This window comes from Methanolobus tindarius DSM 2278 (assembly GCF_000504205.1).
GTDB lineage: Archaea > Halobacteriota > Methanosarcinia > Methanosarcinales > Methanosarcinaceae > Methanolobus > Methanolobus tindarius.
This window is the reverse complement of the sequence record NZ_AZAJ01000001.1, coordinates 979,509-1,001,524: the sequence shown is the minus strand read 5'-3', so window position 1 is coordinate 1,001,524 and position 22,016 is coordinate 979,509. Positions and strand designations below refer to the sequence as shown.

Here is a 22,016-nt window from a genome sequence, read left to right as displayed (position 1 = left end):
CTTATTTATCTTTCTGCGTGCAGTCCATTCTGTACCTGTGGCGTTCTTTGTATTCCATAACCTTTCCGGGATTCCAGTTGTTTACATGGCCATAGTAGCCGGTAACTCTGGAAATGTGGTCAACTATTTCTGCCTGACAATGAGGGCATCTTTCCTGTATTCCTCTGGAGCTATGGCCATTTTTGCATATGGAGAAATCCGGTGAAAAACAGAAGTATGCAAGTTCTGTCCCTGTTAACCGCTCAACAAAATCTGAAAGTCCTCCCGGGTCCGGAAAACTTTCACCCATCCAGATATGACAGATTGTACCACCTGTAAAATACGGATGAAACTCCGCTTCGGTTGCTATGCGATTGACAAGAGATGTCTCAGTTTTGTAAGGAACATGAGTGGAATTGGTGTAATATGGAACCTCATCGCTGCCCTGAATGTTTGCTTTGCCATCGTATCGTTCTTTATCCAGCAGCGCAAAACGATGGGCAGTACTTTCAGCAGGTGTCTGTTCCAGAGTATACTCTACATTGTCATCAATGGCAAATTCCTGTATCCTGTCTGCCATGTATCGTATTATTTCCATGCCTTCTTTCTTTTTCCCAAGAATGCCTTCGCCTGTGAGGTTCATGAGGCACTCATTCAGTCCAACGACTCCAAATGTCAGGTGTCTTTTCTCAAATTCGTAATATGGCATTCCATCATCAGTTGATTTCAGAAGCCACGGCAGAATTTTCCATTCATTAAGAGACTTTCTGATGATTTCGTTACCTTCAATAAGTGCCTGCCTGCTAATTTCCAGAACTCTGTCAAGTTCTGAAAAAAAATCGTCCGGCTGTTTAGCTCGAAGTGCAACACCGGGAAGATTTATTGAAACAACTTTGTTGGAACCATTGCCCATTCCTCCGGCACTCCAGATTCCGCCTGTATGTCTTGCAAAGAGCCGGCAGCACATTGCATGCACTGTTTCGTCGGAAAGGTAGTCAGTTTTTAGATTCAGGAAATAAGGTGCTCCGGTTGAAGCTGTTGCATGCATTGTAAGTTTCCAGAGCGGATCATCCGGGTCAAGGTCTTTGGTTATGGCAGTTGTCAGCAACGGGAATGTAAATGGGAATCCCTGTCCGTCACCTTCGGCAGCGACTTCCATAAACTCCCTGTAAATTGTTCTCGCTTCTTTTTCAAATGAATAATAAGTTTCATCAAGCTTCTTTCCTGCGAATATGGCTTTCTGGTCAGCAATGAGCGGAGGGCATGTTATTCTCAGTCCGATATTGGTAAAAGCGCTCTGGGCTCCGGGACGGTTGGACTGGTTCATCTGGAACATGAATCCCTGTATCATTTGCCTGAGCTGTTCATCAGTGATATTATCGTAATGGAGATGTGGTGCAAGCATCCAGTTCAGCATATCTATTGCCTGCGCCCCGGCGAAAAATTGCTGAGAGTGCAGCATAAAGGACATTGAATGGAAGAGCGCAGACTGAAATCGCTTTGCTGGAAGACTTGTAGTATCCGGAAACCTCAGTCCGTCTTTCAGGAATACTCTTGCATCGATTCCGTTACAATATGCTTTGAAAGGATCATGCAGGTCATGTATATGGATCAGTCCTTCCCTGTGTGCCCGGGAACTTTCCGGTGAGTAGAGTTTCTCCAGAGCGTACTGTTTCTTGATCTGGGATGCAATGTGCAGGTCTATAACAGACGGACTCAGACGTGTGTTCGAGTTTTCCTTTAGCAGCCAGCTTCTGTCCAGCAGGACATCTTCGATGAGTTCTGTCGGATCTATGAAGTCAAGCCTGTCAATATTCTCAGGGCTCCCCCTTCCCATAAAGAAAAGTCTGTGTTTTTAGTATAAATATGTACTATGCTCAATTTGTATTCTTGGAATGCTATGTACCATTGTTAAATATTATTCTTGCAATGAAATTTTATGTAAAATTGAATAGTCTCAATAGATTTGGTAATATATGGTGATAATTGGGATATAAGATTAAAATCCTTTAATTAATGATACAAATGGAATGGGAGATTCAATTTCAGTATGATAAAAACCTTGATCAGGTCTTTATCCACAAACTTTTTTATTTTTTAGTTTCACGAGGTGTGAAATACAACGCCTGCAGTCGATATAAAGCATACTATCTAATCTTAACCGATAAACCGGAAAATGATATAGGACATGATGAGGAAGAAAGGAAGGAATCTACTGAAAAACTAGCTGAAATCATTGAAACATACTCCAAGTTTGACCTGAAAACCACGTCTTTTAGTATTTGGTTAGACTATCTTAATGAAGTTAACTTCCGCTTTGGTATTGACATTCTTCAGGTAAAGGATAATGATTCATTCATTTCACTTAAAGCAGGTGAGCATCTCGTCCCCGATGAAAATACTTTCTTAGTCTTCATGGATTTATGTAAGGAATTATTTGTCAGATTTAATTTATCTCATGGAGCTTTCCGAAACGAGTATGAGGATTCTGTGCCTTCCAACAAAAAAGATTTCCTCAAAGAAAAACCCAACATAGTAAGCTTCTATTCCAAACCTTTTGTAGATCAAATAGGGCGTGATATTCTGCTTTCCTCTCCTGCATTTAAAGTTGAGGAACTGGAGAATGGCGGGGTGATGCTCATTGTATGCACTGATGTATTGTGGTGTTCAGATGAAATGGATAGAGTTAGGGAACATTTGGGATATTAATTACTTATAACTGATGCAAATGGACTGGACGTGATACTATAATACCCAATATTGATTTTTTAGCATATACTCCTCAGTATGAAAGTCTGTGGGACTTTCATATAAGAGGAAAAACAAGGAACGCCTTGGGAATAATCGATGAAATACTGGCCATTACAGAGAAAGTATTAGAGGCCGGGAAGGATTTTTTTATTCCGACAATGATTGAATACAATTTGCGGACGTATTCAAAAGACTTTCCAGCTAATGATGTTTTTAGTTCATCAGAAGTCCATACAAAATGTTTAAACTTCCTTGAAAGGAAACTAGAATCGGAGGAAGGACTTTCGTTTCAGGATTTCAAAGAAGATGTCCAGAGTGTGAAATCTCTAGACCTGGTTGGAGGCGAAATACGAAGAATAGAAATTTCCGGGAAGACCAGATTCAATCTTAAAGGAAAGGACATGTACATCGATTGCAGTTCAACAGGTTTATACGCTTACCCTAACTATGAAGAGGTTTTGAGCCCACAACAGGTTGTAGATTCATTGCCTTCAAGCAATCCATTTGAGATTACAATTTCTCATGATGGATTAAAGAATAAAAATCAACATGTTGAAAGCTCTGATCCAGCCTTTTACAAAATCCTATTTTGGACATGGACCAATATATGGTTTGAGGGTACTGAAATCGGGTTGACAAATAGAAACCGACTGAGGAACTTCTTGAGGAAGATGTATGAGAATTTTGATGTAGTTTTTACATCACATATAGCAGATAGATATAGTGAAGAACAGTTGAATGATATTGTTTTTGGGGAAGGTTAACTCTATTGATTGTTAATAAAGGCGACTATTATATTTTATCTCCCTTTGATTTTTTAAATCTCTTTTTAATCTATTTGTTATTTTCATTGCTGGTGCTTCAATAGTTCTGGAGAAAAACCCCTCAACAACAATTGAACTTAAGGACTCTTTAGGATATATTACAGCAATCACAGATCTTTTTAGTTCTATATTGTCTGACCCGACTCTTATCGCAGATATTGCAGCAAATCTTCCTGGAACTATAACCGTTCTTCAGGAAATGGAAAACCCTTATGATTCGAATAATGAACTCTATGATGATTTTGAAAGTGGCTGGTATTCAGGTTATGTTTCAATGTCATTTGCCACCATGTACATGGGTGGCGAGGCAACAAAGAGCATAAAGACATCGGAACAGTTTGGTCAAGCTACAGCTGGGCTAGCTACAAAGATTGACAAAGTTAAGGAATTTATGAAAGTATCCCGAAAGATTGATTCATTTGCTGTGTTTCTTGTTGATGATTCAGGATCACTTGGACTTCTAGACTTTCCAGAAGTGTTTGGCAAAATCTCTTCGGATGCAAAAAAATTTAAGGTCAAGGAGTCACTTGAAACCTTGCAACAAAATGGAGTGTCTGATGATGCTATAAGGGCATATCTCAGTGATGTCTCAGATATTTCTGATATTGAGAGATCAGGCAAGTTTACTACAGATTTAATAAATAATGCTAATGAAAATAGCTTTAAGGGTTTAGCTTAGGAAGCAGAGAGGACATCTTACTATAGACAAATAACTTCTGACATAGAAATAGAGCCGATTAAGCAAATTGACTTAAAGGTAAAAATAAATGAAAACGGTGTCGAAGTAACTAAATATATTGATCAGAAAAAATCAATTGGAGACTTGACAGAGAGTAAATTGTGGGATTACATGGACTCAGGGCAAAGCAAGTTTGGACATCAAATAGAAACCGGTAGCAAAACTAGGCTTGAGATTGATGCAAGGGAAGGCTTGGGAATTGATAAGAATGATATTGGTGATACGATTAATCAGTATATGAATCTAGCATATAAAGTAGATGAAAGTCCTGCTAATAATCTTATTGAAGAGGTAGAGATATTCTTTGCAGATGGAGTTCACTGAAAGGTGTTAAGAATATAAGCACAGGATTGTTTGAATGGACGTGATATCATAATACCAAATATTGATTTTTTAGCTTATACTCCTCAATATGAAAGCAGATGGAATTTCCACGTAAGAGGAAAAGCCATGAAAATTTCCGAATTTGTAGATGAAATGTTAGATGTGGTTGGTAAAGTACTAGATGGTGGGAAAGGATTTTTTATTCCGACAACGGTTGAGTATAGCTTACTAACCTATTCTGAAGACTTCCCAGTTAATACTGCTTTCAGCTCATCCGAAGCTTCTGTTAACCATTTAGAATACCTTGAAAGGAAGATTGAGTCAGAGGAGGGAATATTCTTTCAGGATTTAAAGGAAGATGTTCAGAATTTTAAAACTTCGGACATTGTTGGTGCTGATATACGAAGAATAGAAATATCAGGGAAAACTAGATTTAATCTTAAAGAAAAGGATATGTACATCGATTGCAGCTCAAAAGGGTTGTATGCAGACCCCGATTATAAAGAGGTTTTGAGTCCCCAACAGGTTAGAGATTCACTGCCTTTAAGCAATTCTTTTTATATATCCATATTTCATGACGGATTAAAGAGTGAAAATCAGCACGTTGAAATATCTGACCCTGCATATTACAAAGTCGTTTTTTGGACATGGACCAATATGTGGTTTGAGGATACTGAAATCGGGTTGACAAATAGAAACCGACTGAGGAACTTCTTGAGGAAGATGTATGAGAATTTTGATGTAGTTTTTACATCACATATAGCAGATAGATATAGTGAAGAACAGTTGAATGATATTGTTTTTGGGGAAGGTTAACTCTATTGTTGCCACGTAAAACCTCTATTTTTCCTTTCCTACTTTTTAATTTATTATTTCTCTTATGTTTATGTTTTACTCAGCCTTGACCGCCAAGTTGGGCATTAAACTAAAAAAAGAAGTTGAGGAAGAATAACTCTTCCCGAATAATCTTATTTCTTAAAACTCTCAACTGAATCAACAATTGAAGCAAATTCCTTGCCCCAGAGCATTTCTTCGTTGATGTCGGTGTGGACTTTTCCGCTGTCCTCGATCTCTGCGATCTTTGGGTCCATTGGGAGTTCACCAAGTACGTTTACATTGAAATCTTTGGCTGCTTTTTCTACTCCGCCTCTGCCGAAGATATCTATCTTTTCGTCGCAGTGTGGGCAGATTATTCCAGCCATATTCTCTACGATACCAATCACAGGTACTTTCAGGATCTCGGCGAACTTGATGGATTTCCTGACACTTACAAGAGCAACATCCTGTGGGGTTGTCACAACAACTGCACCTTCCATTTTCTCGATGAGTTGTGCGATACTCAGTGGTTCGTCACCGGTTCCTGGTGGAAGGTCAACGATAAGGTAGTCAAGATTGCCCCATGAAACGTCCTCAAGGAACTGTTTAATGGCTGCCATCTTTGCAGGTCCTCTCCATATGACTGGTGCATCCTTGTCTTCAAGAAGGAGTGCTACGGACATTACAACAAGGTTTTCTGTGACGCTGATAGGTACGATGCCGTTCTCATCAACTTCCGGTTTTACATCCTCGATACCGAACATCTTCGGGATGCTTGGTCCGTGGATGTCCGCATCAAGAAGTCCTACCTTGCTTCCGCGTTCAGCAAGCCTTGCAGCCAGATTTGCAGCAACAGTACTTTTTCCTACTCCGCCTTTGCCGCTCATAACCATTATCTTCTTTTTAATGGCTCTCATGTTCCTGACAAGCTTTGGCACTTCTGGCTTCTTTAAAAGGTCCTCTGTACTCTGGATATTCTGTGTCATGTGATCTCCTTTGTGATTTTGATATGTTAATTAGCGGACAACAAATAGCGTTCTGGCAGTTATTCAGTGTCCGATAAATTTTTTCCGGTAATTTCAATGGCCTTGCCTTCAATAAGTGCCAAAGCCACTTTTCTCCTTGCATTTTGAAGATCCTGCCAGAATGCCCTCCTTGAAATTCCCATGCTGATGGCTGCTTCTTCCTGTTGCAATCCTTCAAGGTCTGCAAGACGCAGGGCCTCCAGCTCTTCAATGGCAAGGGCTACGGTTTCAAGTTCTTTCAGTGGCACTCCGCGTGGTTTAAAATACAATACGTCCGGAGAGCACTCAATTCTTCTTGGAGCTTTGGGTCTTCCTCTACAAGTCATTGTTATGCACTCAATAATTGATTTCTTATTTATATCTTGGCAGAAAATCTTATATATTTATTCTCTTTTGTGAGATATTCTGTTTGTGGCTGTATTATCCAACAAAATATGCCAGTATACTGAGAATTCCAAGAGCTATGCAGAATTTAGAGAAATCTATCTTTCTGGCTGCCTTAATGAACAGATCAATGGTAAGTATCCCTGAAACAAAAGCAAAGACAAGTGCCAGCAATGAATTTGCACTGATGTCCAGCAGCCCCATTGCTCCCATTCCAACATCTGCAGCCAGAACTGCCGGTATGCTCATCAGGAAGCTAAGTCTCAATGCCTGTGCAGGTTCGATGTTTCTCAGCAGTAATGTGGACACAGTAATTCCTGATCTGCTGACACCAGGCAGGGCTGCAAATCCCTGTGTTGTACCAACAATTATTGAATCCCTGATTCCCGCTTTTTCTCTGTGAATTTTATTCTTTGAGGCAGACATCTGAAGCAGGCCTGTGAATATGAGCAATCCGCCGATAATTGCAGTTGCAAGTCTTCCGGAGAAATCATTCATCCCGGTTGCAAAGAGAATAAGTGGGAGTCCGATTATCCCGGTTATTGCAGTTGTTATTAGTAAGAATGTTATCAGGCTGTCTTTTTTCTCCTGCAAATTCCTGTTTTTGATATATTGTGGAATTTCTGTGATTATTTCCTTTAGATCTTTTCTGAAAAACACAACAGCTGAAAGTAATGTTCCCGTGTGCAGCCAGATTGCAATGGGGAGTGCATCTGCAAGTGTTTTGTCAAAAAAATTCAACATGACAAGCGTGGTCATGCCTTCACTGCTGATTGGTAGCCATTCAGCTAATCCCTGAACGATTCCAAGTACTATTGCCTCAAAAACTGTTAACATCCAGTGCCATTTTGGCTTTATTTGTATATATATGGGGTGGTTATTTTTGTATATTGATGTCTTTTTCTTTTTTCTCCTCTGGTATTATTTCTCTTTTTATCACTCAATTGTGAGTAAATATATAAGGACAATCCATAAAGCTTTTATATTTTATCTCTTATGTGTGTATTAATCATTTATTTGTTTTCAGGAGTTCATCAATGAAAATATGTGTTACAGCAAAAGGTTCTGATCTGGATGCCTCTGTTGATCCTCATTTTGGCAGATGCAAAAACTTTCTGGTAGTAGACTCTGAGACCATGGACTTCCAGTCCGTTGGAAATGATCAGGGTTCTGCTTCAGGAGGTGCAGGTGTCCAGGCAGCCCAGCAAGTTATCGGGAACGGAATAAACGTACTGATAACAGGTAGTGTAGGTCCGAATGCATTCTCATTGCTGGAGTCCGAGAACATTGAGATGAAGATAGTCTCCGGGGGTTCTGTGAAAGAAGCAATTGAAGCTTACAACTCAGGATCACTGGAGAGTATCGATGCGCCAAATTCCCCGGGAAAATCCAAAAGATAACTGGGGCCGTATTCAAAATTATCAAATAATCATATAAGAGGTGTGAATGATGAAATTATGTATACCTTCAATGGGACAAAATGGAATGGAAGATACAGTCGGTCAGCACTTTGGAAAAGTACCTTACTACACATTGTATGATACGGAAACAAGGGAATCTTCAGTAATATCAAACACAAGCGAGCACAACGGTGGAACAGGTCTTCCTCCTGAGATTATGGCAAAAGAAAATGTTGATGTAATGCTCTGTGGCGGTCTTGGGAAGAAGGCTGTAGATATGTTTGAGCAGTATGGTATCGATGTATTTATCGGTGCTACAGGCAGTATCCAGGATGCTGTTGCTGCATGGGAAGCAAGCAAGCTTTCAAAGGCAACACGTGACAACTCATGTGCAGGTCACGGTCATGACCACGATCATGACGGTCACTGCCATTAATGTTATTTTAGGTGTATAGTACATGAAAATAGCTATCGCAAGCGGTAAAGGTGGCACCGGAAAAACCACAGTTGCTGTGAACTTTGCCCTTGCGATGGGCGATGCCCAGCTCTTTGACTGTGACGTTGAAGAACCAAATTGCAATCTTTTTTTAGGTCTGGATCTTGAAAAACAGGAAGATGTCACTATCTGTATTCCTGAAATTGATACTGAAAAGTGTAGCCTTTGCGGAAGCTGCGCAGAATTCTGCCGCTATAATGCAATAGCAAAACTTCCTCAACGTGTCATGGTTTTTCCAAAACTTTGTCACGGTTGTGGTGGGTGCCAGATAGTCTGTCCTGAAAATGTAATTTCAGAGATCAAAAGACCAATAGGGGTAATTGAAAAAGGAGTTGATCCCGACTCTGGAATTAGTTTTTTTCAGGGAACACTTGAAATTGGTGAACCAATGGCTACTCCGATTATAAAGCGGTTACAGGCACACATAGATAAAAGTGTGGTTGCTGTCGTCGACTCTCCTCCGGGGACTGCATGTCCTGTTATAGCAACTGTGGGAGATATGGATTACTGTGTGCTTGTAACTGAGCCTACTCCATTTGGACTAAACGACCTGATTCTTGCTGTGGAAGTTGTAAGGCAACTGGAAGTTCCATTCGGTGTTATTATCAATCGGCATGGTTCCGGCGATAGCCGTGTGGAAGATTATTGTCTTTCAGAGGACATTCCTGTTCTGATGAAGATTCCTTACAACAGGGAAATGGCAGTTCTCTATTCGGAAGGCATTCCCTTTGTGCAACGAATGCCGCAGTGGAAAGAAACTTTCAGGGCTTTATATCGTGATATTTGTTCTATCTATTCAAAAAATGCATCTGATTCATCGGGTAAGTTCGTTTCAGGGGTGAACAGTTAATGGTGAAACAGTTAACTGTAATTAGTGGAAAAGGCGGGACAGGCAAGACCACTTTTACCTCATCTTTTGCTGCACTTGCACAAAATGCGGTTATTGCAGATTGTGATGTTGATGCTGCAGATATGCATTTGATATTGCAGCCAGAAATATTTGAAACCCATGATTTCTATGGTTTGGATGTAGCTTCCGTTAACAGGAATTTGTGTACTGATTGTGGGATTTGTGTTTCTTCCTGCAGGTTTGCTGCAATATGTTCTGACAAAGTGATTGATGTATACAAATGCGAAGGCTGTGGAGTTTGTGAGTATGTTTGTCCCGAAAATGCTGTCAGCATGATCAAAAAGAAGGCTGGTGAATATTACTGTTCCAATACTCGATTCGGCCCACTGGTGCATGCAAAGCTGGGTGTTGGTGAAGAAGCCAGCGGCAAACTGGTTTCAGAGGTTCGCAGTCGGGCTTCTGAGCTTGCAGAAGAAAGTGGAAAGGATCTGATTGTAGTTGATGGTCCGCCAGGGACTGGATGTGCGGTTATAGCTGCAACCACGGGAACTGATCTGGTGCTTGTAGTAACAGAACCTACAAAATCCGGTGTGCACGACCTTGAAAGAGTTGTGCAGGTTGCACGGCATTTCAGGATACCTGTTGTAGTCTGTATAAATAAATGCGATATTAACGATAAACTTTCAGTTTCTATTGTCGAATACTGTAAAAACAATGGTATTCCTGTTATGGGGATGCTTCCTTATGATGATGTTGTCATTGAATCTATGGTGGCAGGAAAATCTGTTGTTGAATATTCGGATGGTCAAATCTCCGAAAGCATCAGGCTGGTCTGGGAAAAACTTGAGGATCTTCTGATGCAGGATAAAGCAGGTTTGGTTCAATTATTATAATCTGTTTTCTTCTTCTTCTTCTTCTTCTTCTTCTTCTTCTTGTTTTCAATTATTTCGAGTAACTGTTCTATTTTTAGCCAGGTTCTTATTATCATAATAAACCATGACAAATCTGCGATATATTTTTATTCTATATTATCAAAGATTTATTTAGGTGAAAATTATGGCCCACTCTGCAAACGGAACAATGGGCTCCTTTGCCCATATAGTGCAATCCCTTCCTGATTATTCTGAGCTTATCATAGCTCTGATGATACTGGTATTGCTACTTATATCAATGGATGAGATTCTGGACTTTATCTACATGGTAAGGGAAATATTCACTTACAAAAGCATGCCTTTCAGCTGAATCTAAAAAACAAAAAGTGTCTGCCGTATTAGGCAGTCACTTATTCCTGAAAGGTGCCCAGGGGAGGACACACATTGGGCATTCCTTTCCAAATCCTGCTGCTGCATAGCCTGTCATTCCTCCTGCAGCATTCATGACATTTTTAAAACCATGCCTGAGTAAGAGGCTGCATCCCATTCCTGATCTCTGGCCTGATCCGCATATGAGAACGGTTTCAGCTTCCGGGTTAAGTTCGGTATATCTTTCTCTTAATTCGTGCACCGGGATATTCACAGCTCCTTCGATGTGGAAATCATCATATTCTGATCTTTCCCTTACATCTACTATTATCATTTTCTCTCCTCTGTGTATTCTCTCATTCAGCTCCGGTGCAGATATCTGGGGGACGTGCTTTGCATTAAATCCTTCTGTTACCCATCCGTACATTCCCTCTTCCAGGTATCCCTGGATTTTGTCAAGTCCAACACGATGCAGTTGCTGGCATGCATCAAAAGCCTGTGTATAATTGTCTGAAACAAGAATTATATTTTTTTCAGGGGGTATGAGCCATCCTGCATAGGTGGGGAAATTTGAATTTATATCGATATTGTAGGAGTTCGGGATATGCTGTCCTCCAAAGGACTCAAAGCTGCGGACATCAAGAACTAATGCATTTTCCATTTTATTCTTGAATTCTACATTGTTCAGGGCTTCAGGGATTTTCAGCCTCTTTAATAATTCCGGTCCTATGCGGTTAATTTCCGTACACCTGCTAAAGTGATCAGGTGCGGAAGGCATGTTATTTGTAAGCGATTCTATAAATTCCGGCCTGTCATCTATCAGAAGTGCGTAGTTGAATTTTTTTTCATACCCCATTGTGCTGCTTCTTTTTGATGCCATTGCCCTTCCTACATCTCCTACAAACATCGTATCGCCGCAGAAAACTGCCACAGGTTCTTTTCCCCTCGTTGTGTCTGTAACTATGTAGGATATGTGTTCAGGTGTGTGGCCTGGAGTTTCTACAATATCAAGTTTTATGTCTTCTATTTCAATAGAATCTCCTTCTGAGAGGGGGATATGCTTAAAATCGCATTTTGCTTTTTCAGGAGCGTATATTGGAGCACCTGTCCTTTTAGAAAGATCTATGTGTCCTGAAATAAAATCTGCATGCAGGTGAGTTTCAAGGATGTGCGTAATTTTAATTCCAAGTTCTCTTGTAATATTGATGTATATGTCAATATCTCGTCTTGGATCGATTATCGCACAGGTTTTGTCTCCTGCCAGTATGTAGGAACTATGCGCTATTTTTTCAGTAAATATTTGTTGTATTAACATTTTAACCCCATTATTTATGTGACAGTTTTGTTTTAGTATTTTATGCTGCATGTGGGAGTTTTACTCATTAGTAATTCTGTATGTGTTGGATATTTTTGTAGTATGTGCAAAAATAGGTCTTATTTTTGACTAAAATTCAAAACACATATATACTCCTTCTTTGTTATGGGTTAGCATGCAGGAAATTACAGGTTTGGAGCTATCTCCTAAAAAAGTGGAATATCTAAAATTCCTTCTAAAAAAAGGTGATCTTGTAAAGACTACGGATATTTCTACAGAATTGAATGTCGATCCTTCAACTTCTACAAAGACAATAAATGATCTCTCAGGGTCCGGTTATGTAGATCATATTCCTTATCGTGGTGTGCGTCTTACTGAAATGGGAAGGGAATTTGCAGAATTTTTCGTAAACAGGCATAATATCCTGAGTCTTATGCTGAGTCATTATGGTCTTTCTTCAGATGATGCCTGCAGCGAAGTATCCCGTTTTGAAGCATTTGTTTCAAAGGATGCTATCGATACTATTTGTGGTGCAATGGGTCATCCTACTGTAAGTGTTTGTGGTAAAATCAAACATTCTTCGTGCAATTTGCATTAATTATTTTGTGTCGGCGTGTTTAATTTCTTAGAAAAGTGGATTTCACTCAATATTTGGGGCATGGCCAAATAATCTGCATATGCTGCCAAAATGTATTGTGCATTTATGTTCAATTTATATTATCATCAATGAATGGAGTATCTAAATGAAGAAAATAAGTATGGTATTAATTACACTCCTTTTAATGGGAGTTGTTCTGACTGCCGGGTGTGTAGATGAAGACAGTTCTACAGATGTTGTGTCCGATTCGGATGCCGTATCTGATACGTATCCAATTGTTGTGGGAGTTAGTATTGTCCCACAGCAGGAATTTGTAGAAAAGATTGCAGGTGACAACGTAGAAGTTGTGGTAATGGTTCCTCCGGGAGCAAGTCCTCACTCTTATGAACCAACGCCAAGCCAACTTACAGCTCTCAGCAATGCAAAAATGTATGCGATGGTAGGTTCTGGAATCACAGTGGAAGACACTATGATAGATAAACTTGCAGATCTGAATTCCGATATGCTCATTGTTGATTGTTCAGAAGGAATCACTCTAACTGAAATGGCAGCTCACAGCCATGATGAGGAAGAAGAGCATGACCACGAAGGTGAAACTGAAGAGGAAGAGCACGATCATGAAGCTGAAACCCAAGAAGAGGAGCATGATCATGAAGCTGATGAGGAAGAACACGATCATGAGGAAGAAAGCCTCGATCCACATATATGGACCTCACCTGATAATGTAGAAATAATGGTTGAGAACATTTATCAGGGACTTGTTGAAGTCGATCCTGCTAATCAGGAAACCTATCTTGCCAACAAGAATGCATATCTTGAAGAGCTGCATGAGCTTGATGAGCAGATCCAGTCTACACTAGAAGGTAAAGAAGGTAGCAGCTTTATGGTCTACCATCCTGCATGGGGATACTTTGCCAGGCACTACGGAATAACACAGGTTGCTGTTGAGATAGAAGGTAAAGAACCAAGTGTCCAGGACATGCAATCTGTTATTGATCTGGCAAATGAGGAAGGCATTAAGGTCATTTTCGTGCAGTCAGGTTTTAGTACTGTCAGTGCAGAAGCTATAGCAAGTGAGATTGACGGAGAGGTAGTTGAGGTCGATCCGCTAGCAAAGGATTATATAGATAATCTTGCAAAGGTAGCAGAAGCGTTTGAAAAAGGACTGGCTTAAATGGAAAATGTGATTGATCTTAAGGATGTATGGGTAAGTTATGATAATGTCAGGGTTCTTGAGTCAGTGAACCTTACTGTAAAGGATAAAGATTTCCTGGCTATCATCGGTCCCAACGGAGGAGGCAAAAGCACTCTTCTAAAAGTCATCCTTGGATTGATCAAACCTGATAAAGGTTCTGTAACTTTATTGGGTGGCAGACCCGCAAAAACCAGAAAGGATGTGGGTTATGTCCCCCAATATCACTCTTCTAACCTTGATTTTCCCGTAACAGTATGGGATGTTGTCCTTATGGGGCGTCTGAGTCACAAAGGTCCATTGCAGCGATATAATGATGAAGATCGTAATGCAGCCCTTGAAGCTCTTAAAACAGTTGGTATGCTTGATTTTAAGGACAGGCAGATAGGCGAGCTCTCAGGTGGCCAGAAACAGAGGGTTTTCATTGCCCGCTCTCTTGTTACGAAACCGAAACTGTTAATACTGGATGAACCGTCCACTGGTATAGATTCCAGAATGCAGAAGGAATTCTATGAGCTCCTGAATAAACTGAAATCACAGATTGCCATTGTAATGGTGACTCATGATATCAGTGCGGTCTCAGTCTATGTGGATAAGATAGGCTGTCTGAACAGGAAGTTCCATTATCACGATGATAAGGAAATAAGTCCGCATGATCTGGAAGTGTCATATCAGTGTCCTGTAGAATTAATAGCACATGGTGTACCACACAGGGTACTGAAAGAGCACTGAGGTGAAACGCTATGCTTGAAATACTCCAGTATGACTTCATGAGGAATGCAATTTTAGCCGCAATTCTTGCCAGTGTTGCGTGTGGTATAATCGGTGTTTATGTCGTTGTGAAAAAGATTGTTTTTATCAGTGGGGGAATTACACATGCTTCTTTTGGTGGAATTGGTCTGGGTTACTATCTCGGGATTAATCCTTTATTTGGCCTGATACCGTTCAGTCTTTTGTCTGCAGTTGTTATGGGTCTTGTAAGCAAACGTGCAAAAGTGGCCGAAGATACTGCAATAGGCATTCTGTGGTCTCTTGGAATGGCCATTGGTATTATTCTTATTTACTGGACTCCGGGCTATGCACCGGATCTTATGACATACCTTTTTGGTAATATTCTGACAGTTCCGATGTCTGATATATATTTGATGCTGGGACTGGATGTCGTAATTATATTTGTTGTCTATGCATATTATAAGCATTTCATGGCTCTTTGTTTTGATGAGGAATTCACCACAGTCTCCGGGCTGTCAGCAGAAAAGCTGTATCTGCTTCTTCTTTGCCTTATAGCACTTACAATAGTACTTCTGATCAAAGTAGTTGGTATCATTCTGATAATTGCACTTCTGACAATGCCGGCATCACTAAGCAGGCACTATACTAACAATCTTGGAAAGATGATGTACCTGGCAATTATTTTTGGTGTCCTTTTCAGTCTGGCAGGACTCTTCCTTTCATACCTGTTTGATGCACCTTCCGGAGCCACCATTATACTTTCAATGTCAACAGTTTATATACTGCATTTCCTGTATGATGGGCTTAAACCAAAAATAGTCTCAGATTAGAACTCTGAAATGATCTCTTTTATCTTTTTAAGAACAAGAATGGCATCTTCTCTTTTGATGTCACGTTCATTTTCTTTACAGAACTGAAGGAGCCTTTCAGCCTTTTCTTTTGATATTATTCCTTCTTTTTCTGCTGTTCTTGAGATTCCAAAATAGCTTCTTTCTGTGTAATGGGTTTTTTTTGCAAGCTGTATTATAAGCCTGCATTCATCATCATCAATGATGCCTGCAGAGTTTGCAGCTTTTAGTGTTTCCCTTATATTTACCATGGGGCTGGAAACTGATTCGAATGTATCAGGATTTGTGGCAACAGCAACCTCGTCATCGTCTTCGATAACTCCATCCCTGTACCACTCGTAGACTGTCCCTACTCCTTCCATTCCATGAATATCAAGTTCTGATGCCCTCAGGGCTCCCATACTGCAGCCACCGATGACGGTAACTCCATCTTTTATTACATTTATAATCTCTTTGTGGGCTGCGGCTGCCCTGCTAAAAAAGATGCCATCTATGATGCCTATTATTTTGTATCCTTCACTGGCAGCTTTACCAATATCTCCTCTTGATATGGGTGGCCAGTATGTGGCATCAAGGATTTTTGCTGCATCTTCATGACTGATGCTGGAACCTGCAAATATGAGAACTTCTGTTCTGGCACTCATTTTCTGCGTCCTTTTCTCCATGGTCTTTCATGTGGAGCCATTTTCTTTCTTGGTCCGGACTTTACCCTGTTACCAACTCTTTCCCTATCAAGTGTGTACATTTCAAATGTAGGAATTATTACCCTTACAACCGGGACTGGTATGCTTTCGCGGGAAAGGTCAACAACAATAGCAGAGTCTGTAACTTTTTTGAGTTGCTCATCTATTACATCAATACTCTCAGCAGGTGTGGTTTTTGACAGGTCTTTCAGTTCGGAGACTGAAACTTTCTCTCCATCCGCGTACCAGTATTTATTCATGCGCTTTATCCTGTCGTACCCTATATCCCTGACAAACCCTTCGCGGTCTGTATCTTCACGGGCACCGTGTATCTGTACAACCCTTGATTGAGCAGCTTCTGTGAGTGCTCTTCTTACTGCGATTTCAGGTTTGAGATGTGTGCCTGCTCCCATTACCAGAAGTGCAGCATCTTTGAGTCTCACATCATCTGTAGCAACAACAACAGTTGTTATATCGGTGTCATGGTTAAGTGCCCATATTTTAACGTCAACTTCATTATCTGTGAACTTGCGAAGAATTTCATAATTTTCTCCGTCTTCTTCTGTGAGAATTATCTCTTTACCTGGGTTTCTGGTAAATTCCGCAATACTCAGTGCATCTCTTTCAATCACTTCAAGCAATCCATGGAATATTGCTTCTTCAATGGTATTGCCTGCAGCAAGCCCATTAGTATTGCTTCTGAAAAGTTTTAATGTTCTTCCGGGTGCTTCATAAGGGTGATACACTGAATTAGCAGGAACAAAAGGCTCTTCATTTTTCAAAAGGTCCCAGCCCTGTACCCATTCTATAAGGGCGGTTGGGTTGTAACTTTCAGCTATGATCAGGGACTGTGGGCTTACAACCTGATTCTCTTTGATGAGATTTTCATAACTCTCTACTACGTGAATTGCTTTAATTTCATCCTTTACGTTTTCATTTATGCCGCTTTTTTCAGCAAGGCAACGTTCAAAACCTTCCATCATGGATGAAATTCTCGCCTGTGTCTCATTGCTTCCTTTGCCGGAATAGACTGAGATAGCCCCCTCTGCTGCACTTGGTCTGATTGATGAAAAAACGGGTATGCCAAGTCTGTCCAGATCGGTAATGCTGGCTATTCTGGTGACACCTATGCTTTTGAGATTATCTTTTGTTTTCTCAAGGGTGCTGTTTTCATCAAGCACTCGCTGGGTACCGTCCATGAAGCTAATCGATCTGTCAATGTTTATCTCTGGCATGATTAGCGAGAGTCTCTGCATGTATTATATCTTTTACGACAAGGCACACTATGTTTTTGCGTCTTCATTTCAAGTAAACAGTTAAATACTGTGGGATAAGAGTCTAAATGGGGTTATAATATGAAAATTAAAGCATTCATGCTTTTACTTTTGGTATGTGCCATCAGCATATCCGGTTGTGCCGATTCTGACAACGGAGATGACACAGTGCCTTCCAGTAGTGAAGAAGAACCTATGGCAGATGATTCTATGGACGAATCTATGGATGATGAAATGGATCAAATGTCGGAACCTGATACAGAAGCTATTTTTTTGGAAATAACTGATGCAGACAACTACAAAGAATGGAGTATCTGGCCAGGCACCGGGGCAATGGAGGATGGTACAGGAGTGCATGGTGAATACGTAACCGTCTATGTTTCTGACAATGCAGTTTCTGCTGCTGAAGTTGGTGGGGAGATGCTGCCTTATGAAACAATGGTTGTGAAAGAGGGTTTTAATGAGGATGAAGAACTAACTGGAATCTATTTGATGTATAAGATTGAGGATTATGATCCTGAGAACAATGACTGGTTTTGGGCAGCTTATTCTCCGGATGGGAATGTTAATGCTGAAGGCAGGGTTGCAGGCTGCATAAATTGCCATTCTGATGAGCAGGATGCTGATTATGTATTCTTCAATGCTTAATTCTTTCTTTTCTTTTCTTCTTTTTTAATCGGTATGTTTTTATAGGGTGTGGTATATTTATTATGTTTAGCTCGCAGACATACAATTAATATTGTTTCAAAGATATAATATTTGTTGCAATTTTCAGTATGTCAGCTAATAAGATAAAATGAGAGACAGGAGGCAAAATATGAGAGACACGAAAAAATACAGAAAGACTGATACTTCCAGAGACTGCCATGCAGTTGTGGACGGAATATCAAAAGACAAACTCACTGCTGAGGAAATGGAGCTTTATCGCTTCATGGTAGGCGGTGTGCAGGCAAAATAGCCTGCAAAACTATTTTTATTTTCTCTGCATAGTGCTTGCTATGTATGATGTTCTTAGCGTGAGAGAAGATTTTCCAGTATTGAAAGAAGTTATCTATCTTGACAACGCAGCCACCACCCAGACTCCGGTTCAGGCTGTTTATGCAATGCAGGACTATTTTTTCAAATATGCAGCAAACCATGGCCGTGGTGCCCACAGGCTTGCAAGGGAAACTACCAATCACTATGAAGATGCAAGGGAATCTGTGGCATCCTTCTTTAACATTGATGCTGAAAAAACCATTTTTACAAAGAATGCTACAGAAAGCATCAACATTGTTTCACGGGGCTTTCCATGGAAAAAAGGTGATCATGTAATCGTAACCCTTGTAGAACACCATTCCAACCTGCTTCCGTGGATGCGCCTGAGGGATATAGGCGTTGAAGTAACGGTTGTTGATGTTGATGTCGCAGGTGTTGTAAATCCTGAAGAAATTCGCAATGCTATTAAAGACAACACCCGGCTTATAGCTGTAAATCATGTATCTAATGTATTTGGTTCTGTACAGGACATTGAAACGATATCCAGTATTGCAAGACAGGCAGGAGTGAAAATACTTGTTGATGGCTCACAGTCCGCAGGTAATATGTCTATTGATATGAAATCTGTTGATCCTGATTTTTTTGTATGTCCGGGACATAAGGGTTTGCTTGGGCCGCAGGGAACAGGTGTTCTTTATATCAAAGAGCCGGATGAGATTGAATCATTGTTCCTTGGCGGTGGGATGGTAAGTTCTGTGACAAGGGAATCTTTTAAGATGGAGCCAAGTCCTGCAAAGTTTGAAGCAGGCACTCCCAATATTCCCGGTGTCATTGGTCTTGGACGTTCAGTGGAATATGTTGCAGAATTAGGTGTTGATTCAATACAAAAACATGAATTTGAACTTGCAAGAGAAGCGGCTTCACGTCTTGAAGATATCGCAGGTGTTGAGGTCTATGGTCCAAAAAAGCGTGCAGGTGTAGTACCATTTAATGTCACTGGTATGAATGCACACGATGTTGCAATGATACTTGACCAGACTAAAGGAATATGTGTCAGAAGCGGTTACCATTGCGCAATGCCCGGAGTTGATAATCTTGGTGTCAATGGTACTGTGAGAGCATCATTTGGATTGTATAATACAGAAGATGAACTTGAATCTCTTGTGAAGACGGTTTCAGATATCACTGCACTTGTATGAGGTAATATAATACAATTAAAACGTGTTTTAATATTGCTGATTCTTTGGCTCTGTAGAAAACCTTCTTTGAATTTTATTTCAGCATCATAATTTAAAAAGAATTAGTCCCCTAAGTATTACTTGCAACAGAAAACACATAGGGGATGATTGTGTTTTGTCTAATAAGTATTTAAAGTTTGTTGATACAGCGCTAGCTGTATCAGGAAACTCACACCTTCAGATTTATAGTTGTAAATATTCTAAAAGGAAATATACTCAACACCAACTACTGACATTGGTTTTGTTGAAAGAATATCTTGATGAAGATTATAGGGACATAGTAGAAGTTGTAGAATTAATGGATAAAGTTAAAGCAAGAATTGGACTTAAACAAGTTCCACACTTTACTACACTCCATAAATTCATTACAAGATTAAGATCGATCTACTTCAATGGACTACTGCAACAAACATTAAAACTGTTTTATTCATATGGGGAACAGATAGAGATTACTGCTATTGATTCAAGTGGGTTTACTAGTGGTCATTGTAGTTACTATTACTCTTGGAGAACAGGAAAGAAACGAAGATCTTTCCTGAAAACAAGTATCTCTGTTGATACGGAAAAGTTCATAATTACAGGTTTCAAGATTTCAGGTAAACCTGTTCATGATGCGAAGCATGCAATGACATTGCTAAAGCAATGTCATAAGAATCGTAAATCCAAGTATTATGTAATGGACAAAGGATACGATTCAGAAGACATACATTCACTAACAAGAGAACAACTTGAATCCATAGCTATGATTCCTTTGAGACAAAGAAAAAGGAAGAGAATCAAAGGATTGTACCGCAGAAAAATGGTACGGGAATTTGACAGAGAATTGTATCATAACAGAAATCTGGTTGAAACGATGTTCTCAGTCCTGAAAAGGAAATATGGTGAAGAAATTAGGGCAAAAAGGTATTGGAATCAACTAAAAGAAGTCAAATTCAAGCTGCTTGTACATAACCTTGACAGGTATGTCAAGGTTATAATTGTTGTCAAAATGAGGATTTCTACAAAGCCGATTCTTTGCTGTATCTCATTTTTGGCAGAACAAAAGCAAAAAGTTATTATGCGCTAATAATTATATTAGTCTTGCAAACTGGTATTCTAAAAACACATAAGATTATCTTATTATGAAAAATGACAGCTAAGAATCGTAACTAATAACGGGCAACTAACAATGGTTATCATCAATGAGAGCTAATTATCTGGCAAGAGGGGAGTTCAATTGAGCAAAGACATTCTTTTGTGGGATGAAACAATTTTCAGCAACGGTGAGGTTCTTGAATTTGATTACCTGCCGGAGCATTTTGTACACAGGGATTCCCAGATGCAGGCGCTTCGTTTTAGTCTTAAACCCGCCCTGCGGGGAATGCGCCCGGTAAATTGTCTTGTAAAAGGTCCTCCCGGAACCGGGAAAACCACTGCTGTAATGAAAGTTTTCAACGAGGTAAAAGAGTATACCGATGATGTAGCTTTTGTAAAAGTTAATTGTCAGATTGACTCTACCAGATTTGCTGTTGTTTCCAGAATTTATGAACAACTGGTTCACATCACACCGCCTTCATCCGGAATATCGTTCCGCAGACTTTTTGAGAAAGTGATAAAGTATCTGCTTGATTCAAACAAGACGCTTGTTGTGGCGCTTGATGATATCAACTACCTTTTTCCCGAAGGGCACGCAGATGAAGTAATGTATTCACTTTTAAGAGCACATGAACAGTATCCCGGAGCAAGAATATCGGTTATTGCGATCATCAGTGATGTTGGTATTCCCTACAGTTTTGATCCCCGTGTAGGTTCAGTATTCCTGCCGGAAGAAATTGCATTTCCAAGATACGAAATATCTGAAATTGCAGATATCATCTCCAGTCGTGTTAAACATGCCTTTTTCAAGGATGTTGTTTCTGATGAAGCACTGGATATGGTTGTAACTTATGTGGACAGGACAGGGGATTTAAGAATTGGTATTGACCTTTTGAAACGTTCAGGTCTTAATGCAGAAAGAAGGGCAAGTAAGAACGTATCTGTTGAAGATGTTGACAAGGCCTATGAAGCTTCAAGACTCCTGCACCTGTGCCGCAATATCAAATCTCTTTCCGATCATGAAAAGACATTGCTCGGTTTAATTGCAAAAGACAGCAGTCTACCAACCGGTGAGCTTTATAAGTTATTCCATGAGGTAACCGGACTTGGTTATACTCGTTTTTATGAGATTATTGAAAAAATGCACATTTCAAGGTTAATTGATGCAGACTTCTCAGGTAAAGGTATGCGTGGCAGAACCAGATATGTAGCACCTGCTTATGATTCAAAAGATATACTCAAATGTCTTGAGTAA

At 40.0% G+C, this 22,016-nt stretch carries 26 protein-coding genes; 19 read left to right on the top strand and 7 right to left on the bottom strand.

What is annotated here, in order from left to right; translation table 11 throughout:
• Position 1: 1 nt before the first annotated feature.
• Positions 2 to 1,816: an anaerobic ribonucleoside-triphosphate reductase gene (gene nrdD / locus METTI_RS04780; protein WP_023844692.1), complete on the bottom strand. Its 1,815-nt coding sequence runs from the start codon at positions 1,814 to 1,816 to the stop codon at positions 2 to 4.
• A 188-nt stretch (positions 1,817 to 2,004) separates the two neighbouring features.
• Here nrdD and METTI_RS04775 point away from each other — a divergent pair, with 188 nt between their 5' ends.
• The 5 genes from METTI_RS04775 (at position 2,005) to METTI_RS04755 (ending at position 5,433) form a co-directional block, all read left to right on the top strand.
• Positions 2,005 to 2,688: a hypothetical protein gene (locus tag METTI_RS04775; RefSeq protein WP_023844691.1), complete on the top strand. Its 684-nt coding sequence runs from the start codon at positions 2,005 to 2,007 to the stop codon at positions 2,686 to 2,688.
• Between the two features lie 125 nt (positions 2,689 to 2,813).
• Positions 2,814 to 3,494, top strand: coding sequence for a hypothetical protein (locus tag METTI_RS04770; RefSeq protein WP_023844690.1), 681 nt, complete (start codon positions 2,814 to 2,816; stop codon positions 3,492 to 3,494).
• Between the two features lie 190 nt (positions 3,495 to 3,684).
• Positions 3,685 to 4,233, top strand: a complete 549-nt coding sequence (locus METTI_RS04765) for a hypothetical protein (RefSeq protein ID WP_023844689.1) — start codon at positions 3,685 to 3,687, stop codon at positions 4,231 to 4,233.
• A gap of 144 nt (positions 4,234 to 4,377) precedes the next feature.
• A complete protein-coding gene (locus METTI_RS04760; RefSeq protein WP_156916248.1) occupies positions 4,378 to 4,617 on the top strand; it encodes a hypothetical protein in 240 nt (79 codons plus the stop codon).
• Between the two features lie 126 nt (positions 4,618 to 4,743).
• Positions 4,744 to 5,433 (top strand): hypothetical protein, encoded by a 690-nt coding sequence (locus METTI_RS04755; RefSeq protein ID WP_023844687.1) that lies wholly within the window; start codon positions 4,744 to 4,746, stop codon positions 5,431 to 5,433.
• Between the two features lie 152 nt (positions 5,434 to 5,585).
• On the opposite strand, the gene METTI_RS04750 is transcribed toward METTI_RS04755, so the two are convergent.
• The 3 genes from METTI_RS04750 to METTI_RS04740 all read right to left on the bottom strand — a co-directional run bounded on the left by METTI_RS04750 (position 5,586) and on the right by METTI_RS04740 (position 7,679).
• Positions 5,586 to 6,419: an Mrp/NBP35 family ATP-binding protein gene (locus METTI_RS04750; protein WP_023844686.1), complete on the bottom strand. Its 834-nt coding sequence runs from the start codon at positions 6,417 to 6,419 to the stop codon at positions 5,586 to 5,588.
• 59 nt (positions 6,420 to 6,478) lie between these two features.
• Positions 6,479 to 6,784, bottom strand: coding sequence for a DUF134 domain-containing protein (locus METTI_RS04745; protein ID WP_023844685.1), 306 nt, complete (start codon positions 6,782 to 6,784; stop codon positions 6,479 to 6,481).
• Between the two features lie 94 nt (positions 6,785 to 6,878).
• Positions 6,879 to 7,679, bottom strand: coding sequence for an undecaprenyl-diphosphate phosphatase (locus METTI_RS04740; RefSeq protein ID WP_023844684.1), 801 nt, complete (start codon positions 7,677 to 7,679; stop codon positions 6,879 to 6,881).
• 200 nt (positions 7,680 to 7,879) lie between these two features.
• Here METTI_RS04740 and METTI_RS04735 point away from each other — a divergent pair, with 200 nt between their 5' ends.
• The 5 genes from METTI_RS04735 to METTI_RS04715 all read left to right on the top strand — a co-directional run bounded on the left by METTI_RS04735 (position 7,880) and on the right by METTI_RS04715 (position 10,830).
• A complete protein-coding gene (locus tag METTI_RS04735; RefSeq protein WP_023844683.1) occupies positions 7,880 to 8,242 on the top strand; it encodes a NifB/NifX family molybdenum-iron cluster-binding protein in 363 nt (120 codons plus the stop codon).
• 46 nt (positions 8,243 to 8,288) lie between these two features.
• Complete coding sequence (locus METTI_RS04730) at positions 8,289 to 8,678, top strand: NifB/NifX family molybdenum-iron cluster-binding protein (RefSeq protein ID WP_342665118.1); 390 nt, start codon at positions 8,289 to 8,291, stop codon at positions 8,676 to 8,678.
• A 22-nt stretch (positions 8,679 to 8,700) separates the two neighbouring features.
• A complete protein-coding gene (locus tag METTI_RS04725) occupies positions 8,701 to 9,588 on the top strand; it encodes an ATP-binding protein (RefSeq protein ID WP_023844681.1) in 888 nt (295 codons plus the stop codon).
• Positions 9,588 to 10,481, top strand: a complete 894-nt coding sequence (locus tag METTI_RS04720; protein WP_023844680.1) for an ATP-binding protein — start codon at positions 9,588 to 9,590, stop codon at positions 10,479 to 10,481. Before METTI_RS04725 ends, METTI_RS04720 begins: the two co-directional genes overlap by 1 nt.
• A gap of 163 nt (positions 10,482 to 10,644) precedes the next feature.
• A complete protein-coding gene (locus METTI_RS04715; RefSeq protein WP_023844679.1) occupies positions 10,645 to 10,830 on the top strand; it encodes a hypothetical protein in 186 nt (61 codons plus the stop codon).
• A 36-nt stretch (positions 10,831 to 10,866) separates the two neighbouring features.
• Here the strand turns inward: METTI_RS04715 and METTI_RS04710 are convergent, their stop codons facing one another.
• Entirely contained in the window at positions 10,867 to 12,144 is a 1,278-nt protein-coding gene (locus METTI_RS04710) for an MBL fold metallo-hydrolase (protein ID WP_023844678.1), read from the bottom strand.
• A 175-nt stretch (positions 12,145 to 12,319) separates the two neighbouring features.
• Between METTI_RS04710 and METTI_RS04705 the strand changes: the two genes are divergently transcribed.
• From METTI_RS04705 to METTI_RS04690, 4 genes are all read left to right on the top strand, one after another.
• The gene (locus METTI_RS04705) at positions 12,320 to 12,742 is read left to right on the top strand and encodes a metal-dependent transcriptional regulator (RefSeq protein WP_023844677.1); all 423 of its coding nucleotides are present in this window, start codon (positions 12,320 to 12,322) and stop codon (positions 12,740 to 12,742) included.
• Positions 12,743 to 12,887: 145 nt separating this feature from the next.
• Positions 12,888 to 13,916, top strand: coding sequence for a metal ABC transporter solute-binding protein, Zn/Mn family (locus tag METTI_RS04700; protein WP_023844676.1), 1,029 nt, complete (start codon positions 12,888 to 12,890; stop codon positions 13,914 to 13,916).
• Positions 13,917 to 14,666, top strand: a complete 750-nt coding sequence (locus METTI_RS04695; protein ID WP_023844675.1) for a metal ABC transporter ATP-binding protein — start codon at positions 13,917 to 13,919, stop codon at positions 14,664 to 14,666. It begins immediately after the preceding gene.
• An 11-nt stretch (positions 14,667 to 14,677) separates the two neighbouring features.
• Positions 14,678 to 15,496 carry a metal ABC transporter permease gene (locus METTI_RS04690; RefSeq protein WP_023844674.1) on the top strand — a complete coding sequence of 273 codons (819 nt, stop codon included), beginning with the start codon at positions 14,678 to 14,680 and terminating at the stop codon, positions 15,494 to 15,496.
• On the opposite strand, the gene METTI_RS04685 is transcribed toward METTI_RS04690, so the two are convergent.
• Both METTI_RS04685 and METTI_RS04680 read right to left on the bottom strand, forming a co-directional pair.
• Positions 15,493 to 16,158, bottom strand: a complete 666-nt coding sequence (locus METTI_RS04685; RefSeq protein WP_023844673.1) for a TfuA-related McrA-glycine thioamidation protein — start codon at positions 16,156 to 16,158, stop codon at positions 15,493 to 15,495. The genes METTI_RS04690 and METTI_RS04685 overlap by 4 nt on opposite strands.
• Positions 16,155 to 17,432 carry a YcaO-related McrA-glycine thioamidation protein gene (locus METTI_RS04680; RefSeq protein ID WP_023844672.1) on the bottom strand — a complete coding sequence of 426 codons (1,278 nt, stop codon included), beginning with the start codon at positions 17,430 to 17,432 and terminating at the stop codon, positions 16,155 to 16,157. The genes METTI_RS04685 and METTI_RS04680 overlap by 4 nt, the downstream gene beginning before the upstream one ends.
• Positions 17,433 to 17,552: 120 nt before the next feature.
• Between METTI_RS04680 and METTI_RS15045 the strand changes: the two genes are divergently transcribed.
• The 5 genes from METTI_RS15045 to METTI_RS04660 all read left to right on the top strand — a co-directional run bounded on the left by METTI_RS15045 (position 17,553) and on the right by METTI_RS04660 (position 22,016).
• Positions 17,553 to 18,119 (top strand): cytochrome P460 family protein, encoded by a 567-nt coding sequence (locus METTI_RS15045; protein ID WP_023844671.1) that lies wholly within the window; start codon positions 17,553 to 17,555, stop codon positions 18,117 to 18,119.
• Between the two features lie 169 nt (positions 18,120 to 18,288).
• Entirely contained in the window at positions 18,289 to 18,429 is a 141-nt protein-coding gene (locus tag METTI_RS15695) for a hypothetical protein (RefSeq protein WP_023844670.1), read from the top strand.
• Positions 18,430 to 18,469: 40 nt separating this feature from the next.
• On the top strand, positions 18,470 to 19,648 hold the full coding sequence (locus METTI_RS04670) for a cysteine desulfurase (RefSeq protein ID WP_023844669.1): 1,179 nt from the start codon (positions 18,470 to 18,472) through the stop codon (positions 19,646 to 19,648).
• Between the two features lie 154 nt (positions 19,649 to 19,802).
• Positions 19,803 to 20,753: an IS5 family transposase gene (locus METTI_RS04665; RefSeq protein WP_023844668.1), complete on the top strand. Its 951-nt coding sequence runs from the start codon at positions 19,803 to 19,805 to the stop codon at positions 20,751 to 20,753.
• A gap of 150 nt (positions 20,754 to 20,903) precedes the next feature.
• Positions 20,904 to 22,016 (top strand): ORC1-type DNA replication protein, encoded by a 1,113-nt coding sequence (locus tag METTI_RS04660; protein ID WP_023844667.1) that lies wholly within the window; start codon positions 20,904 to 20,906, stop codon positions 22,014 to 22,016.

Coding starts and splice junctions, on each gene's coding strand:
- nrdD (WP_023844692.1), bottom strand. CDS start 1,816: ATGGGAAGGGGGAGCCCTGAGAATATTGACAGGCTTGACTTCATAGAT.
- METTI_RS04775 (WP_023844691.1), top strand. CDS start 2,005: ATGGAATGGGAGATTCAATTTCAGTATGATAAAAACCTTGATCAGGTC.
- METTI_RS04755 (WP_023844687.1), top strand. CDS start 4,744: ATGAAAATTTCCGAATTTGTAGATGAAATGTTAGATGTGGTTGGTAAA.
- METTI_RS04750 (WP_023844686.1), bottom strand. CDS start 6,419: ATGACACAGAATATCCAGAGTACAGAGGACCTTTTAAAGAAGCCAGAA.
- METTI_RS04745 (WP_023844685.1), bottom strand. CDS start 6,784: ATGACTTGTAGAGGAAGACCCAAAGCTCCAAGAAGAATTGAGTGCTCT.
- METTI_RS04740 (WP_023844684.1), bottom strand. CDS start 7,679: ATGTTAACAGTTTTTGAGGCAATAGTACTTGGAATCGTTCAGGGATTA.
- METTI_RS04735 (WP_023844683.1), top strand. CDS start 7,880: ATGAAAATATGTGTTACAGCAAAAGGTTCTGATCTGGATGCCTCTGTT.
- METTI_RS04730 (WP_342665118.1), top strand. CDS start 8,289: ATGATGAAATTATGTATACCTTCAATGGGACAAAATGGAATGGAAGAT.
- METTI_RS04725 (WP_023844681.1), top strand. CDS start 8,701: ATGAAAATAGCTATCGCAAGCGGTAAAGGTGGCACCGGAAAAACCACA.
- METTI_RS04720 (WP_023844680.1), top strand. CDS start 9,588: ATGGTGAAACAGTTAACTGTAATTAGTGGAAAAGGCGGGACAGGCAAG.
- METTI_RS04715 (WP_023844679.1), top strand. CDS start 10,645: ATGGCCCACTCTGCAAACGGAACAATGGGCTCCTTTGCCCATATAGTG.
- METTI_RS04710 (WP_023844678.1), bottom strand. CDS start 12,144: ATGTTAATACAACAAATATTTACTGAAAAAATAGCGCATAGTTCCTAC.
- METTI_RS04705 (WP_023844677.1), top strand. CDS start 12,320: ATGCAGGAAATTACAGGTTTGGAGCTATCTCCTAAAAAAGTGGAATAT.
- METTI_RS04700 (WP_023844676.1), top strand. CDS start 12,888: ATGAAGAAAATAAGTATGGTATTAATTACACTCCTTTTAATGGGAGTT.
- METTI_RS04695 (WP_023844675.1), top strand. CDS start 13,917: ATGGAAAATGTGATTGATCTTAAGGATGTATGGGTAAGTTATGATAAT.
- METTI_RS04690 (WP_023844674.1), top strand. CDS start 14,678: ATGCTTGAAATACTCCAGTATGACTTCATGAGGAATGCAATTTTAGCC.
- METTI_RS04685 (WP_023844673.1), bottom strand. CDS start 16,158: ATGAGTGCCAGAACAGAAGTTCTCATATTTGCAGGTTCCAGCATCAGT.
- METTI_RS04680 (WP_023844672.1), bottom strand. CDS start 17,432: ATGCCAGAGATAAACATTGACAGATCGATTAGCTTCATGGACGGTACC.
- METTI_RS15045 (WP_023844671.1), top strand. CDS start 17,553: ATGAAAATTAAAGCATTCATGCTTTTACTTTTGGTATGTGCCATCAGC.
- METTI_RS15695 (WP_023844670.1), top strand. CDS start 18,289: ATGAGAGACACGAAAAAATACAGAAAGACTGATACTTCCAGAGACTGC.
- METTI_RS04670 (WP_023844669.1), top strand. CDS start 18,470: ATGTATGATGTTCTTAGCGTGAGAGAAGATTTTCCAGTATTGAAAGAA.